This window comes from Bacillus sp. NPDC093026 (assembly GCF_044754665.1).
GTDB classification, from domain to species: Bacteria; Bacillota; Bacilli; order Bacillales; family Bacillaceae; genus Bacillus; species Bacillus maqinnsis.
Map to the genome: position 1 here is coordinate 1 of NZ_JBIVPN010000007.1, position 17,587 is coordinate 17,587.

The window sequence follows — 17,587 nt, forward strand, 5'->3', positions numbered from 1 at the left end:
CATATATTCTGGTAATGTTCGTTTTAAGCTTTCTTGCAAGGTGCTCGTTTCTTCATCTGTGACAACGTATGCGGCAAGTGCGGTCTGACCGCCTGCATTTTGAACGGTCGTCACCACCGCTTCTTTCACTGAATCAAGTGCAAGTAGGTGGGCTTCAATTTCAGACAACTCAATACGGAATCCGCGAATTTTCACTTGATGGTCTTTCCTGCCGATATAGATCAGTTCGCCATCCTCTGTCCATTTGACAAGGTCACCTGTTCGGTACATGCGCTCTCCTGGATAAAATGGATCTGCCACAAATCGTTTGTCCGTTTCCTCTGGGAGATGCCAATAACCTCTCGCCAGTCCTTTCCCCGCAACGACCAACTCTCCAGGTACGCCTGACGGCGAGAGATCATATAAAGAACTCATGATGTAAAAGCGGGTATTGGCAATCGCTGTTCCGATAGGAAGCGTGCCTTGATTTGGTTCAATGATACCGCTTGTCGCCACAACGGTATTCTCAGTTGGTCCATAGTTATTCACAAGTGTGTAACGGACTGGCTTCACCTGCTTGAGCTTGTCACCGCCTGTGAGTAAATAGCGCAAGGAATCGTTCTCAAGCGTCATAAATTGCTCACAAAGCTGTGTCGGCAGGAATGCAATGGTGATGCCTTCTTCATTGAAATACGTATTGAGCTTGACAATATCGAGTCGAATGGCTTCATCAATGATGTGTAGCTCTGCACCGGCGATCCATGTCGGGAATATCTCCCATATGGAGGCATCAAAGCCAAAGCCGGCATATTTTGCGGTTCGATCTGCACTCGTCACCTCAAAGGCATTTTTGTGCCAGAAACAGAGATTGACAAGTGACTGATGTTCGATCATGACACCTTTCGGCTTTCCAGTCGTACCGGATGTGTAAATGATATAAGCGAGATCGGTCGGTTTGACATGGACGTGAACGTCCTGCGCTTCTCCTTCAAACGCCTCTTCCAAATAAAGTACGCAACCTGTGAACGGCAGTGGAACCGGCAAGTCTTTTTGTATCAAAAGCACCTCTGCCCCGCAGTCCTCCAGCATATATGCAATCCGCTGTTTAGGGTAATCGGCATCCATTGGCACAAAGACCGCACCTGCTTTCAAAACGCCAAGTAAAGCGGCTGACATCTCAAGTGATGGACGGGTGAGAATGCCTACCCGATCTCCTGGCTTTGTGCCAAGGGAGATTAGTTTCTCGGCAAGAATATTCGCTCGGCTGTTCAGTTCCTCATAAGTCCAGCTTGCGTGGCAGAAGGTCACCGCCTTTTGATGAGGTGTACTGTTTGCTTGTTGTTCAATCAGGGCATGAATGGTTTGATCTTCTGGGACTTCAAGGATAGGTCCTGACCAATCAGCAAGAAGTGTCTGTTGTTGTTTATTTGATAACAATTGCAATTGATCTAACGGTTGATCAGGTGCTAAAATCACCTGTTCAATTAGGTAAAGAAAATACTCCTTCCATTTCACTACCGATTCCTTTTGGAAGATAGACGTATTAAAATCAAAAACAAGCTCAATTTGATCGGCTGATTCTTTTCCTGTTAAGGTCAAATCAAATTTTGCCGTTTTCTCTTCAAATGACTGCGGCACAATGTGTATGCCGTCCATATTCAAATTACGTATATCGGCATTTTCCATTGAGAACACGACATCAAAGAGTGGATGACGGCTTGTATCTCGTACCGTTTGTACTTGATCGACCAAATCTTCAAATGGATAGAGTTGATGTTCGTGCGCCTCTAACACAAGGTGATGAACACTTGACGCAAAATCAGCAAATGGCTGATGTCCTGCTGGCTTTGTTCTCAGTGCCAATGTATTTACAAACATACCGATCACTGATTGAATATCAGGATGGGTTCTACCAACAATAGGTGAGCCAATAATGATATCTTCTTGTCTAGCCAGCTTACTTAAAAGTGTACTGTAGCATGCAAGTAGCAGTGTATAGGTTGTACAGTTGATTGACCTGACAACCTCATCCAGCCGCTTTTTGAATTCTCCATCAATCGTAAATGTAATACGATCTCCTTCAAATGTTCGCACTTTCGGTCTTGGTAGATCTTCAGGCAATATCAGCACAGGCAGCTCCCCATGTAATTGTTGGAGCCAAAACGCCTCTTCTTTGCTTTTTTGTGCAAGCTGATCTTCACTTTTTGACCAAACAGCATAATCTTTATATTGAATGGTTAAGTCCTCTAGTTGATCTCCTCGGTACAGTTTCGAAAGTTCATTGATAAGAATATTGACAGACGCACCGTCTGAAATAATATGGTGCATATCAATCAGTAAATAATGGAGATCGGATGAGACAGGAACGAGACCAACTCTTAGTAATGGTGCTTTTTCTAAATCAAATGGACGAATAAAATCCCTCATCAATTGATGAATCTCTTGACCGTCTTCTTCTATTCTTTCAATATTTACAGTGACATCTTTTTCAATTCGTTGAACAGGTTCATTTTGAACAAAACCAAAGCTCGTCCGGAATGCCTCGTGACGTTGAACAAGTTGGTCAACCGCATCAGCAAATCGTTTTTCATCAAATAATCCTTCAAGCTTCAGAACAGCAGGCATATGATAGCTTTGATCGGCATTTGTTATTTTCTGAAGAACGTACAATCTTTTCTGACCAGATGTGACTGGGTAATATGCCGCCTCTGATGCTTTTTCGATCAATTTGACCTCGGTTCGATCAGCTTGATCAACTGCAAGTGCAAATGCCTCTAATGTTGGTGATTCGAATAAAGATTTTAACGTTAATTCCACTTGCATCTCTTCATACAGCATATGCAGCATCTTCATGCCTCGTAACGAGTGTCCCCCGCACTCAAAGAAATGATCGTACCTGCCGATTCTCGGAATCTCAAGCACTTCCTCCCAAATACCTGCTAGTATACGCTCTGTTTCAGATTGAGGGGCCACATATTCGTTTGTCACTCGCTCACTCACATTAGGTGCTGGTAAAGCCCGTCTATCCACTTTGCCATTACCGGTCAGCGGAAGCTCATTCAATTGCATGAAGAACGTCGGGACCATATATGCAGGTAATTCACGTGCCACTTGTTCACGTAAATCTGCTAAAGAGACAGATTCTTTTGCTGTAAAGTATGCACACAATGTATCATTTGATTTTGCTACAACAACGGCTTCCTTCAATTGAGGATGTCGCAACAATTGGTGTTCAATTTCTCCAAGTTCAATCCGTTGTCCTCGAATCTTCACTTGATGATCCATTCGCCCAATAAATTCAACTTCCCCATTTGATAACCACCTTGCCAGATCGCCCGTTTTGTACATTTTTTCACCATGTCTGAAAGGATTCTCTACAAACTTCTCGCTTGTCAATTCAGGCTGACCATAATATCCTTTCACCAGTCCATCTCCGGCGACACACAGCTCTCCAGCAACGCATGGCGGCTGTAAGTGTCCAGACTCATCTAAAATGTAAACAGCGGTTTGACTCACTGGCTTTCCGATTGGGACAGATCGTGCTTGTTCTTCTATTTGATTCACAGGATAATAGGTTGTGAAAATTGTATTTTCAGATGGTCCATACAGATGAACGAGCTTGTCTTTCCCGATCGTTTCAAGTGCTGATACGACATGAGGTACAGAAGCACGCTCTCCGCCAAAAAGAACCTTTCTCACGTGTTTAAGACTGTCCTTTTTCACATCAATCAGTAAATTAAAAAGTGCTGTTGTCATCATCAAAATACTGACATCTTCCTTCTCAATTGCTTGAGAAAGCTCATTCATGTTTAAGATCTTGTCCTTTGGCAGAACAATGAGTTTCGCCCCATTTAATAAAGCCCCAAACACATCAAACATAAAGGCATCAAATACATAGTTTGATAGACTCATCACCGTGTCTTGATTGTGAATCGTGAGATAATTCGACTGCTTCACTGTTCTCAAAATGTTACGATGTGTCACCATATTTCCTTTAGGCAGGCCTGTTGTACCAGACGTATAAGTAAGATTCGCCAAGTCCTCGGGCGAAATGTGTACGGCTACATTGGTTTCTGGCTGCTGCTCAATTGTCAGATTTTCTGTTTCAATGATTGTTCCTTCAAAGGCTGTAAGCACAGAACGTTGTCGCAACACCTGATGGGTAAGTAAAAATTGTGCATCACTATCGAATAAGAAGTGCTTTATACGCTCATCTGGGAAGTCAGGGTCTATTGGCACATAGACTCCACCCGCTTTTAATACCGCCAGAACAGAGATGACCATTTCAGTTGACCGTTCAAAGAATAATGCAGCATTCATTCCTTTTTCAAAGCCATTTTCTTGCAAGTCATGAGCAAGCTGATTCACACGTCTATTCAGCTCCTGATAGGAAAGAACCGTGTCTCTAAATTGCAGCGCAGGCTCTTGACCGTATAGCTGAACCTGAGCTTCAAATTGTGTCACAATCGTTTCTTCCGCAGGATATGGTGCAGGTAACGGGTTCCACATTTGTAGCTGAACCTCTGTCTCATGATCTGACAGCAAACGATACGAACGAATGACTTCGTGAGGTGCATCGACCATCTGTTCAAGAAGATAAACGTAATGCTTCACCATTTGCTCCGCTGTACTTCGTTTAAATAACGCCGTACTATAGTCGAGGACAAAAGATAAACCATCACTTGAATCAACCGCCTGCAACGTCAAATCAAATTTGGCGATATGAAAATTGGTTTCCTCTACCTCCACTTTCATATCTCCAATTTGCTGTATAGACGAATGATCAGGCGTAAACGTAAAGACTGTATCAAAGAGTGGATGACGGCTAAAATCCCTTTGTAAATTCAGTTTCTCAAGCAAACGCTCAAATGGATATTGCTGATGCTCAAACGCCTGTACTGTCTTTTCCTTCACATGCTCGATCAACTGCGTCATTGTGGCATTCGATTCAACCTCTGACCGCAAAGGGATGGTCTGTACAAACATGCCGATCATCTCGTGCAGATCTGCATGCCCCCGACCGGCCACAGGTGTTCCTACCACGAATTCCTTTTGCCCCGTGTATTTCGCAAGCAATGTATAGTAAGCAGAAAGCAGTACCGTATACAGTGTCGTATGATGTTTCGTAGCAAGCTCCTGTAACTGATTTCTTAATGTATCATCTACTACTTTTGTGACACGATCCCCAATAAAGGATTGAACAGCCGGACGCTGATAATCTGTCAGTAGCTGTAAAGCCGGTATGTCACCGGAAAATTCCCGAAGCCAGAATGCTTCTTCCTTTTGAAAACCTTGATCTGATAGATGCTTTTGCCAAACAGCATAGTCTTGGTATTGGAGTGGCAATGGTTCTTTGACCAACTCCTCGTAATCATCCGACAGCTCGCGCAGGATTAAATCAATCGAAAGCCCGTCTGAAATCAGATGATGCATATCGAAGAACAAAAGATGTTCCCGATCATGTAATGGCTTCAATCCGATACGAAGAAGCGGTGCACGCTCAAGGTCAAACGGTCTGACAAAATGCTTCATGTTCTCTTCCATCGTACCGTCCGGCAACTTTTCTATTTGAAATTGAACCGACGAGGCTACTCGCTGACGAGGGACGCCTTTAATTGAATGGAAAGAAGTGCGCAAAATATCATGACGTGTCATTAGCCTTTCAAACGCTTTAGTCAGCCTCTTTACTTGCAGCTCCCCCTTCAATCTCACTACAGCCGGCATATGATACGCTGTACTTTGCTCCAATTGACTCACCATATACACCCGCATTTGCGATGGTGACAACGGATAATCGTCAGAAACAGGCGCTTTTGGAATGCTCGTTTTAAGCGATTCATCCGCTTGCGCAATAAACGCTGCCAATGCTACAATCGTCTGTTGCTCAAACAAAACAGACAACGGAACCTCTACATGAAATGCTCGCTGAATTTGTGTCAGCAAAGTCATTGCCTTGAGAGAATGCCCCCCTCGCTCAAAGAACGAATCGTACACACCCATTTTCTCTTGATCAAGTACCTCTTCCCATAAGCGTACAAGCTCCGCTTCCAGATCATTTCTAGGTGCAACATATACAGCACTAATAGCTTTGTCTCCTTTTAAAGCAGCAAGCGCACGTCGATCGACTTTCCCACTCACTGTGAGTGGGAACACATCAATTTCTTTAAAATAGAGAGGAACCATGTAAGCAGGAAGCTGATTTTTAATCCTAGCTTGCAGCGTTTCTACTGACACGCCTTCGCGAGTGGCTTGATAATAAGCACTCAATACCTTTTCACCGTCTGCTTCATTGACGACTAGTACCACTGCCTTATCAACACCATCTACCTGCTCAATCACTGCTTCAATTTCGCCTGTTTCTATGCGGTATCCTCTCAATTTCACTTGATCGTCCATTCTTCCAAGATAATCAATCGTGCCATCTGGAAGCCACCTGACGAGATCCCCTGTTCGATACATTGTCTCATGGGAAGAAAACGGGTCCGGCGTAAACACTTTTTTCGTCAACTCAGGCTGATTCAAATATCCCCGTCCAACCCCTATACCGGCAATGCATAACTCTCCGGCAGCACCATGCATTTGTAATTGCTGGTGTTCATTTAAAATATAAATACGATGATGACCAAGCGGTTTCCCAATCGAGACAGACCGCTGTTCAGATGCCGCTTGAAGTTCATTGAGATCAATTCGATGCACAGTCGCATCCACACACGTCTCCGTAGGACCATACACATTCCATAGTGTGAAGTCAGGCTGGCTCACACGAACTGCTTCAATGAGGGACTGAGCCGCTTTTTTCGGTAACGCTTCCCCGCCAATCAGCATGTGAGTCAGCGAAAGACCGTTTAAATCCTCCGCCGCCAGTAAAAGCTGCACATGTGCCGGTGTCCCGTCTGTCGCCTCTATTTGGTACTCTCTATAATAGGCTGCTAGCTGCATTCCATTTCGGGTTATTTCTCTTGGAACGATATGAAGCGTATACCCGAATAAAAGTGCGGCAAAGATTTGTTTCACCGAAGCATCGAAGTGAAACGGTGCCAAGAGCGCCATTTGAAGCTGACTTGCCCCTTGATAGATTTCATCATGCAAAGCATGGACTAAATGATGTAGCTGAAGATGCTCAATCATGACGCCCTTCGGTTTTCCAGTCGTCCCTGATGTATAAATCATATAAGCTAAATCCTGCGGTAACGCCTCATCCAGCAACTTAGGCAGCAAGCTGTCATCTGACAGAACATCCTTTTGCACCACCATTTTCTCTGTCAGATGCGGGCATCGCTCTACTAATGACTTCTCTGTTAAAATAATCGGAGCACCTGAATCTTCTACAATATATTGAATACGCTCATCAGGTAATGCTGGATCAATCGGTACATAGGCCCCGCCGGCCTTTAAAATGCCGAAAATAGCAGATATCGCATCCGCTGTTCGCTCCATTAAAACAGCGACAGGCACGTCACGCGAAACACCTTTCATCTGTAAATATCTTGCGATTTTTACCGCCTCTTGGTGCAGTTCGCCATATGTCCGTGTTCCATTCTCCGCTACAACGGCTAATTGCTTTGAATAAACCTCTGCGGCAACATCAAACAAGTGATGAATCGGTTTCGCTTCCGGCAGTTGAAACGATTTACCTTCCGACAATTGAAGCAGATACTTTTGTTCCTTCATTGTCAGAAGAGGCAATTCCCCAATCAACTGATCAGGCTGAGAGACAGCAGCTTCTAGTAAAACGGCGAGCCGCTCAAACATCAGGCTCATTTCATCTTCGCTGAACAGCTCTGTACGGTAATCCAAATCAATAGTCAATGTATCAGTATCCCAGCGATCCTTTACATGAATAGAGATATCATTCATTCCGCTTCCGCTAAAAATTGGCTCTGTGATGAAAGAGATATTCTCTTTTTTCTGCCACTGCATAACCTGATATTCTATCGAAATATCAAAAAGGCGCCCTGTAAATCCCTCTCTCTCACGCAAATCATTCATCAACAGATTGTAAGGGTATTTTTGGTGACGCAAGACTTTCATCTGATCAGCCATGACATGTTTCACGAAGTCAATAAAAGAATGAGACGCATGGACAGTTGCCCGCATAGGAATGGTCGACACAAACATGCCAATCATCTTTTTCTCTTTGGCATTTGTCCGGTTGCCCATAAAGGTCCCCAGTACAACATCCTCAATGCCGCTAAATCGACGTAAATAAATATATACTGCGGACAAAAACAGAGATAACATACTTACTTTTTGTTCTTCACAAAAAGCACGCAATTTCTCTTTTAAAGAATCAGGAATATCCCTAGAAAACCGTTCCGCATTTAAGCTCACATGATAACCCTGATGCTGCTTTAAAGAAGCAAATGCTGGGATATGTGCAAATTGCTTGTTCCAAAAAACTTGATCCTTTTGAAATCGTTTAGAAGATTCATAGGTTTGTTCACTCATGATGTGATCAACGAAGGAAATGTCCTCAACTTGGCAAACCTCTGCCCCATGCAGCATGTCATGATATAAATCCATCATGCGATTGCCCATCAGGATAATGGAAATACCATCGGCGATAATATGATGGGCTTTGCAGAAAAGCCAGCATTCTTCTTCACTGATTTGAAAGACTGTAAACTCAATCAGAGGACTGTCAATCATCGCCATCGGCTTGCGAATTTGTTCTTTCGCCCACGCCCTTACAGCCTCTTCACTCCAACCGTTCACAATGCGAATCGGGTATTTCTCATATGGTTTGATATATTGAACAGGCTCCTCCTGCTCATTTTGATAAACAAGCCTTAAACGAAGAGAGTCAGTTTGGCGAATGTATTCTTGAAGAACATCAACGACCAAAGAAGGTTTTATACCTGATACTGATCTTAATCTGGCGAACCCACCTAAATTAGAAATACTTGTACCTGGATAAAACCTTTCCGTGTAGAATACTCGTTTTTGCGCATGTGTTAACGGGTAATATACTGTATTCATTCTCATCCTCCGTCTCTTCTCTGTTTTCTCCACCAATGTGACACCCTGCATCCTCTATACCAAAAGAACCAAGTCTATTTCATTAAAATAGACGGAATTAATGGAAAAAAGGAGCCCACCCCGAATAAAACGGAGGGACTCCACTTTTTCATTCGGTAGCCTGCCGACCATAGCAAAGAAGCGTTTCACCTTAGGACATGGCTTTGCGTCTCTACGTTTCCATAGATTTGCCTTTTTCTTCTTTTCTTTTAGATATTTTCTATTTACGTACACTTTATATGAAATGATTGTTTTTTTCACCGAAAAATGGGTGTAAAGATTCATGCGTTTTGCCGAAAGTAGAGCACATGAATTTATGATATTTACCGAAAATAACTAATAATAGTTGCGTTTTGCCGAAAATAAATGAATGAACACCGCAAAAATATCATGTTTTTCCTTAATTTTCTTTATGTTCCCCATGAATGTAGGAGGGAAAACTCCTTTTATCCCTCCCATTTCCTTAAATCTTAAGTACTATATTTCTTAAAGTATTGAGTATTTTAAACATGAGAATGACAAAAAAAGAGCTGCTTTTTAAAAAGGCAGCTCCTTGTTTCTTCATTATATTTACATAACCTTAGACAAACCGATCGTTTTCTCAATGATCAGCAGCGCAATGATAGAAATGATGATAAAGATGACTGATATCGCATTGACACTTGGATCAAAAGTTTGCTCAATGTAATTAAAGGTTCTCACTGGAATTGTAATGGTTTGTGGAGATGACACAAACAAACTAATGGAGATTTCACCAAATGACGTGACAGCCGAAAACACCCCGCCTGCAATAATCCCCGGCTTAATTAAAGGTAGCGTAACTCGAAGGAACGTGCGAATGGGTCCAGCACCAAGATTCATTGAAGCCAATTCAAGCCGTGGATCAAGATTGGATACACTGACCCCCACCGTTCGGACAACATACGGAAAACCTATAATGATATGACCAATGACAAGCGCCCATATCGACCCTGTAACACCCATTGCCGTAAACAGGTAGAGCATCGCAATTCCTAAAACCACCTGTGGAATCATTAAAGGTGACAAAATAAAAGCCTGAATGGCTTCCTTTCCCTTAAAGGATAGCCTGGCCAAAGCATACGAAGCCATCGTTCCTAGTAAAACAGTAAGAGGAGTGACGATCAAAAGCAGAATGACACTGATACGCAAAGACTCCATCCATTCAGGGTTTGACACCACCGCATGAAACCAGCGCACTGATAGCGAAGTAGGCGGGAATTCAGGAAAAGCATTTGGACTAAAAGCAGAAAGGACAATGACAAGAACAGGTATTGTTAAAAACAGATAAACCAATAATCCAGCAGTCCAAATCAAGATCGAGAGCAAGCGATTGCCTATTGACTGTTTACGCATGCATTCTCGCCTCCCAACGCTTTAACAGATAGCTTAATAGACTGACCACCGCTAACACACAAACTAGTAAAGTAAATGACATCGCTGCAGCAAGCGGTAAGTTATACACCTGCATGACCTGCTGGTAAATAGAAAGCGGCAGCAGCGGCTGCATTCGTCCACCTACTAAAAGCGGGGTGATATAGCTCCCTGCCGCCAGTGAAAAGACAATAATGGCTCCAGTAATCATTCCCGGAATCGTGAGCGGTAATGTCACATGAAAAAAGGTCCATATACGTCCAGCACCAAGACTCATAGATGCCTGCCTTAAATGAAGATCCATATCTGTTAAACTCGTCGCAATAGGGAGCACTGCAAACGGCAGCATAACCTGTACATAAGCAATAATGACCGCATTCATATTCCACAGCATAGATAATGGTTGCTCAATTACATGCAAATCTATTAGTATGTCATTAATCAGACCATTTTGCGAGAGAAGGACTATCCATGCAAAAGTTCGAATGACAACACTTGTAAGCAAAGGCGAAACAAGTAAGATATAAAAAAATGCCCGTAATCGTCGATTGGGAGCCTTTACTAGCACGTACGCTGCAGGATAAGCCATCAATAAACAAATGACCGTTGTCTGGAGTGCAACCCATACTGTACTTCCAATCGCCTTCACATAAGCGTCTGTAGTGAACACATGCATATATTGAGCAAGGCTATATGTTTGTAATGTATTCATCATCGAATCGACATCTCTAAAACTGACGACGAACATCATAACGAGTGGGGCAAGAAGAAACACGACGAGAAACAAAAACGCTGGCAGCAGCATAAACCAGTGAAACCGTTGATTCTTTTTTCTGATTCGCATTATATATGCACCTTCGAATCTAAGAAAACTAAATCCTCAGGCTGCCAATTGATATGGACCGTTTCTCCAATCGTTGGCAGTTGTGGAAAGGCTGAATCTGATGCATGCACAATGATTTCACCAATCTCAAGCCCCACCACTAAACGTAATGAATGACCGATATAACTCACATCTGCTAAAACACCTGTGACATGATTTGGTCGATCATCCTCTTGCGCTAATGACACTTCAATTCTCTCAGGACGCAACATGAGTAGATGCTTCTTTTGTTCTCTCTCCGCTTCATGTGCAGCAACCTGTAACTGAACGTGTTGCCCATTTGATTGTTTTAAATGTGGAACAGTCAATGTGGAACGAATCTCATCATATTCCGCTTCAAATAAATTAACTTGCCCAATAAATTCAGCGACAAATCGATTTTTCGGCTGACGATACACCTCTAAAGGCGTCCCAATTTGCTGAATTTTCCCCTCTCCCAGAATCCCAATACGGTCCGAAAGACTTAATGCTTCTTCTTGATCATGCGTTACGAGTATTGTTGTAATACCGACATTCCTTTGGATATTCCGAAGTTCAGTTTGCATATTTTTTCTTAGCTTTGCATCTAGATTACTAAGCGGTTCATCAAGGAGGAGGACCGCCGGCTGTGTAGCAAGTGCTCTTGCAATTGCCACCCGCTGCTGCTGACCGCCACTTAGCTGGTGTGGCATACGTTTCGCATATGTCTCTAATTGAACAAGGGACAAACTCTCCTTCACCTTTTTCTCTATTTCTGCTTTCTTCTTTTTTTGAACCTTCAAGCCGTAAGCCACATTATCAAATACTGTAAGATGCGGAAAGAGCGCATAGCTTTGAAACACCATACCGGTTTTTCTTTGATAAGGAGGGAATGTCGTCACATCCTGATCCCCAATATAGACATTTCCTTTTGTAGGTTCTAAAAAGCCGCCAATAATGTTTAGTAAAGTGGATTTCCCGCAGCCGCTAGGACCAAGAAGGGAGAAAAATTCCCCCTCATTTACAGTGAGACTGATATCGTCAAGAGCAATTTGCTCGCCGAAATGCTGGCTAATGTGTTCTAAATTGATTCCGCTCATGCCATCACCTATTTTCCTCCGCCTAATACTTCGTTCCAACGATTTGTCCAATTGCCCAGCTCTGATGTAGCTGTCTCATAATCTACCCAAGTAAGCTTGTTATAATAATTCTCTCCAACCTTCACTTTGCCCTTAATCTTGTCATTGTATTTCACGTCTGAATTTGACATACCGTAATAAGATTTTTCTGAGAAATCCTCCTGAGCTTCTTTTCCACTTAAATAGTTTAATAGCTGGTAAGCAGCATCTTCATGTTGACTTCCTTTCGTTAATGCCCAGCTTGCAACCGCCGCAACCGCACCTTCCTTTGGATATGAGAAACCGATATCCATCCCTTCCTCTTCAAGCGCAAATGCACGTCCATCCCAATATGGGACTGCAACAACGTCACCACGCTCTAGTAAAGTTTGAATGGACCCTGGATTATCAGGAAAAGCCGCCACATGTCCCTTTAATTGCGCTAGGCTCTTAAATGCTTTATCAACATCCTTAGGATTTGATTCTGTCCCCCCTTGAGCGTGAACAAGCGCAGAGAAAAATTGCAGTCCGGCTGAATAGGTTGGAGAAGAAATCGCAATCTTCCCTTTTAACTCGCTGCTCCATAGATCCGTCCAGCTATTTGGTTCCTGTTTGACAAGATCTTTTCTATAAGCAATCCCTAGCTGCCCCATACTAAAACCTGCTGCATATTGCTTCCCATCAACAGTGAGTTTCTTTTGAACAGAGCGATAAAGCTTTTTCACATTAGGTGCTTTCTCTTCATCAATAGGTTCAAGGACATTTGCTGCGATTCCTCTTTGAATGGTATCAGGCTGTAAGATGAGCAAATCATACGGCGGATTTTTACCGTTTGACGCTTTTAATTTCGTGAACCATTCCGAATCTGCACCGGAGACAGTTTGAACTTTGATTCCAGTGTCTTTTTCAAACTTTTTAAGAATCGGTTTTATGTTCTTTTCCCAATCACCGCCGTATACGCCAACGATGACGGTCTGCTGCTGTTTATTTTGATCCTGTCCATTACCACCGCAGGCAGTCAGCAAAAATACCATTGATAGAACTCCTGCAAAAATGGCTGTTACCCTTCTTTTCATGATTCATTTCCCCCTTTTTGTTGACTTATTTGACGAAGTGCTTGAATTACATCTGTCTTCGTTAACGGTTCATTTCTATTACTGAAATGTGCATGAACTTTGTGTTTATAGTGCGTACGTTCATTTGCTGGATATGTACGAAGAAGAATGGCCAATTCACTGCTTGCTTCGTCTGTCCATACTTTCTCATAAGCCGCTCTTTGTTCTCCAAAATCCCAAAAGACATCAGAAGATGCAGAAGCATGAACATTTTCTCGGAGCTCACTTGTTTTTTGGTCATCGACCTTCCATTCATTGTTTGCCTTATAGACTTTGACACCATACTCTTGTAGAGCTCTTTCTTTACTTAGTAGACCTGCTTCAACTTCCTGAAGAACTTTTTCTTTCTTCCTAGTGAATGGATTTCCCCATCCCCCTCCACTTGGAGATGTCAATTGAACGATATCTCCTTTTTCAAGACGCAGGACGTCAATTTTCGGCTGGTCTATTTCTTCCCCATCTTGTGTGACGAGCTTTACCTTACCAACTGTTCCTGCTCGACCGCCCATTAAACCCCAAGGTTGGAATTTCATCCGTTCCATTCCTCGTGCTGTCACCATGGATTCTGGTTTTAGCATTTCAAATTCCAAACCAATGGCATGCCCACCTCTATTTTCCCCCGCACCTCCAGTGTCAGGTAAAATTTCATATCTATGAACATGAATATCAATGTGCTGTTCCAAACTTTCAATTGGTGTATTCTTTAAAAATCCTGATGCATGATCAATACCGTCAACTCCATCAGCATCTTTTTGAGCACCACCACCTCCGCCTAACGGTTCGACAACGGACATTTTTCTCCCACCTGTTTGATCATCAGGAACAGAGAGAACGACAATGGCTGATTGACCTGCACCAGCTGCTGGAACAGCCTCGGGCAATCGTTTACCAATTGCACCGAGCACAACATTGTACAATCTCATCGTAATAGAATGCCTGATACCAACAGACGCTGGATATTCCGGATGCACAAGCGTCCCTTTGGGGGAAATAACTTCTATCGGATAAGTTATACCACCATTGATCGGTATAAATGGATCTTTACTAATGATGTAATTAATCAGCCCTTGATATAGGAAGGAATGTTTCTGACCGTTGGTGACAAGATTAAATGCTGTCTTTACTTGCGGATCACACTCAGAAAAATCCAGCGTCAATTGTTTTCCTCTGACAGTTAGCATGACTTTTAATCGAATAGGAACGTCTGAAATCATATCATCATCCAAATAGTCAGCGAATTCACTTGTTCCATCAGGAATTGCTTCAATCACCTTCCCTGCACGATCTTCTGCTTGCTTCAGCAAATCAAACATTCCTTGCTTTACTTCATCTTTTCCAAATTTCTCAATCATTTCTTTTAAACGAATATCCGCTGTATGAACGGCTGCTATCATGGCATTGATATCGCCATCATTTAGGTGACTTGCCCGGCTATTGGCTCTTAAAAAAGATCGAACCACTTGATTCTCTTTCCCTGCTTCATAAATTTTGACGGGCGGGATTCTCAATCCTTCTTGATGAATATCGGTAGCAGTTGGTGAAATGCTTGAAGGCACAAGACCCCCAACATCACTTACATGTACGAAAGACCAAGCATAGCTAATGATTTCATCATCTACAAAAATTGGTTTAATGATATGGACATCTGGAAGGTGAGTAGCTAAACCATCTGTCGTGTAAGGATCATTTGTGATAATTATATCTCCATCCTGCAGAGGACCGCTTTCTTCAACGGCCTTTTTTATATTAAGTCCTAAAAAGATTGTCACACCGACGGTCTTCGGATAAACAAAGAAATCTCCAGATGGTGTTGCTAATGCTGTCGCAAAATCAGCAGATTCTTTTACAAAGGTTGTAAATGACGTCCGTTCGATGACATGCCCCATACCAGATGCAATGGCATTAAAATAACTACGCATCATCTCAAGCTTTGCTGGATCGGTTTTCATGTAAAGCCACCTCCCTTGAAATCACCAAGTTTCCTGAAAGATCAACCTCTCCTATCCAATTCGGCAAGATCAGTGTTGTTGTATCGTCCTGCTCAACAATGGCAGGTCCATTTACAATAGAGCCTATCTTTAAAGCACTCCGCTTGTAGATCACTGCTTCGTACTCTTTTTCTTCTATAAAAATAGGTCTATATTGATTCGGCTTTAAAGACTGCCCACTGCTTTCATCAATTGATGAGAAAGGAAGCGGCGGAGTCTCTCCTATGATTCGAACCCTTAAATGAGTAAATTCAATTTTTGCTTGATCATCTCTATGTCCGTATTGACGATTGTGTAACTCATGAAACGCTTCAATGAGATGATGAACGTCTTGTTCTTGATTTAGCCAATGAGCAGATAACGGTAATTCAATTTCAAATGCTTGCCCTTGATAACGTGCGTCAGCCAATAATAGAATGGAAGTTTTCTTGATATGATGGATGTTTTGCTGAAGGAACCAATCCGTCGCTTTTCGTGAAAGTACCTCGTAATCTTGTTTTAATTGTTCAATCGTATAATCTTGCAAGCATATCTTTTTAGATAAAACAGCGTCATGAATAAAATCAGCTGTTAGAGCTCCTAGAGCACATAATGTTCCAGGACTAGGAGGAACGACTACATTTTTCGCATGTATTTCTCTAGCAAGGAAATTTGCCAAAACAGGTCCGGCGCCGCCAAATGCTAATAAACTAAAGTCTCTTGGATCAAAGCCTTGCTGCTCCATGACATTACTTAATTCCGAGTACATATTGGCTACGGCGACTTGAATAAGCTGGTCAGCAGCCTTTTCAATCGTTTTATCCAACAGATCAGCAATTGGTTGAAACGCCTTTTTCGCAGCAGAAAGTTGCAATTGTAAATGTCCGCCGGCAAAACGGTCTTGATTGAGATAACCGCAAATGAGAAACGCATCTGTTAAAGCAGCTTTCGTACCTTTTCCGTATGATGCCGGACCAGGCTGGGAACCGACTGATTCAGGTCCTGCCTTTAACAAACCGCCTTGATCAACCCAAGCCACAGAACCACCGCCTGCACCAATTGAATACATCGCAACAGATGGAAGAATGATCGGAAAGCCTGATAACTGGTTGGACTGAGCCATTGTTGGTTGTCCATTTTGGATAATAGAAATATCTGCACTCGTACCGCCAACATCAAGAGTAATCAGGTTAGATTCGTTCGCAGATGCTGCAATTCTTGCAGCGCCGATAACGCCAGCTGCCGGACCAGAAAAAAGCGTTTTGACAGGTGAGATTGCAGCACTTTCTGCATCCATTAAACCACCATTTGATTGAGTAATGTATGGAGAAAGCGGTACACCTTCTTCTTTCAAACGAGTTTCCAAAGTTTTCAAATAATGTTTCACCTTTGGTTGAATGTACAAATTGATAACAGACATCACTGTACGCTCATATTCTCTCATTTGTGGCCATAATTCAGATGAAGTAAGCACCTCTAGCTCTGGGAATCGATTGTTTATATAGGCTTTGGCCTGTAATTCATGAACTGGGTTTTGATAACTATGTAAAAAAGAAATGATAATACCTGCTAATTTTTTAGATATGACCTGCTGTACAGCTTCATCTAACTGCTGCAAATGGAGAGTTTTTTTTATCGTACCATCATGTAATAACCTCTCTGAGATTGGAAATACATGCTTTCGTGGTATCAATGGTTGTGGCAAGCGAGAATTGAAGTCATAAGGAATTGGAAGGCGCAAACGCTGTAATGACAATATATCTTGAAAACCTTCCGTTACAAAAAGTGCTAAATTGGCCCCTTTCCGTTGTAATAAAGTATTCAGACCAATTGTCATCCCATGCACAAGATACTGGATTTTGGATAAATCAATGCCCCTTTTCTTTAGGAGATTTAAACCATTGATAACCCCTTGAGCTGGGTCATCTGTCACTGTCGGTGTTTTGAGTTCCGTGAGCTCCCCTGTTACTTCATTTATCAGCGATAAATCAGTAAATGTTCCGCCTATATCTATTCCGAGCCGATAAGAGACATCCGCCATTTGTACTCCCCTCCTGCAATGTAAATGGGATTATCATTTGTCAGATGACGACATTTCATGATATTTGACTCCATATTAATAAAGCATATCGGTCTAGTCAATTTTATTTTTCGGAA

The 17,587-nt window shown here is 42.5% G+C and carries 7 protein-coding genes and 1 riboswitch; all 7 genes read right to left on the reverse strand.

Annotated features, from left to right (window positions below; genetic code table 11):
• A partial coding sequence (locus ACIQCE_RS13595; protein ID WP_483861792.1) for a non-ribosomal peptide synthetase occupies positions 1-8,964 on the reverse strand: 8,964 nt, incomplete at its 3' end.
• Positions 8,965-9,109: 145 nt separating this feature from the next.
• A riboswitch (cyclic di-GMP riboswitch) is annotated at positions 9,110-9,200 on the reverse strand.
• A 367-nt stretch (positions 9,201-9,567) separates the two neighbouring features.
• A complete protein-coding gene (locus ACIQCE_RS13600) occupies positions 9,568-10,371 on the reverse strand; it encodes an ABC transporter permease (RefSeq protein WP_400495463.1) in 804 nt (267 codons plus the stop codon).
• Positions 10,364-11,233 carry an ABC transporter permease gene (locus tag ACIQCE_RS13605; protein WP_400495464.1) on the reverse strand — a complete coding sequence of 290 codons (870 nt, stop codon included), beginning with the start codon at positions 11,231-11,233 and terminating at the stop codon, positions 10,364-10,366. The genes ACIQCE_RS13600 and ACIQCE_RS13605 overlap by 8 nt, the downstream gene beginning before the upstream one ends.
• The gene (locus ACIQCE_RS13610; RefSeq protein WP_400495465.1) at positions 11,233-12,330 is read right to left on the reverse strand and encodes an ABC transporter ATP-binding protein; all 1,098 of its coding nucleotides are present in this window, start codon (positions 12,328-12,330) and stop codon (positions 11,233-11,235) included. The genes ACIQCE_RS13605 and ACIQCE_RS13610 overlap by 1 nt, the downstream gene beginning before the upstream one ends.
• 8 nt (positions 12,331-12,338) lie before the next feature.
• On the reverse strand, positions 12,339-13,424 hold the full coding sequence (locus tag ACIQCE_RS13615) for an ABC transporter substrate-binding protein (protein ID WP_400495466.1): 1,086 nt from the start codon (positions 13,422-13,424) through the stop codon (positions 12,339-12,341).
• Entirely contained in the window at positions 13,421-15,412 is a 1,992-nt protein-coding gene (locus ACIQCE_RS13620) for a hydantoinase B/oxoprolinase family protein (protein WP_400495467.1), read from the reverse strand. The genes ACIQCE_RS13615 and ACIQCE_RS13620 overlap by 4 nt, the downstream gene beginning before the upstream one ends.
• A complete protein-coding gene (locus tag ACIQCE_RS13625) occupies positions 15,387-17,471 on the reverse strand; it encodes a hydantoinase/oxoprolinase family protein (protein ID WP_400495468.1) in 2,085 nt (694 codons plus the stop codon). Before ACIQCE_RS13625 ends, ACIQCE_RS13620 begins: the two co-directional genes overlap by 26 nt.
• Between the last annotated feature and the right edge of the window lie 116 nt (positions 17,472-17,587).

Excerpts from the sequence above, each read along its gene's own strand:
- ACIQCE_RS13600 (WP_400495463.1), bottom strand. The coding sequence starts at position 10,371 with ATGCGTAAACAGTCAATAGGCAATCGCTTGCTCTCGATCTTGATTTGG.
- ACIQCE_RS13605 (WP_400495464.1), bottom strand. The coding sequence starts at position 11,233 with ATGCGAATCAGAAAAAAGAATCAACGGTTTCACTGGTTTATGCTGCTG.
- ACIQCE_RS13610 (WP_400495465.1), bottom strand. The coding sequence starts at position 12,330 with ATGAGCGGAATCAATTTAGAACACATTAGCCAGCATTTCGGCGAGCAA.
- ACIQCE_RS13615 (WP_400495466.1), bottom strand. The coding sequence starts at position 13,424 with ATGAAAAGAAGGGTAACAGCCATTTTTGCAGGAGTTCTATCAATGGTA.
- ACIQCE_RS13620 (WP_400495467.1), bottom strand. The coding sequence starts at position 15,412 with ATGAAAACCGATCCAGCAAAGCTTGAGATGATGCGTAGTTATTTTAAT.
- ACIQCE_RS13625 (WP_400495468.1), bottom strand. The coding sequence starts at position 17,471 with ATGGCGGATGTCTCTTATCGGCTCGGAATAGATATAGGCGGAACATTT.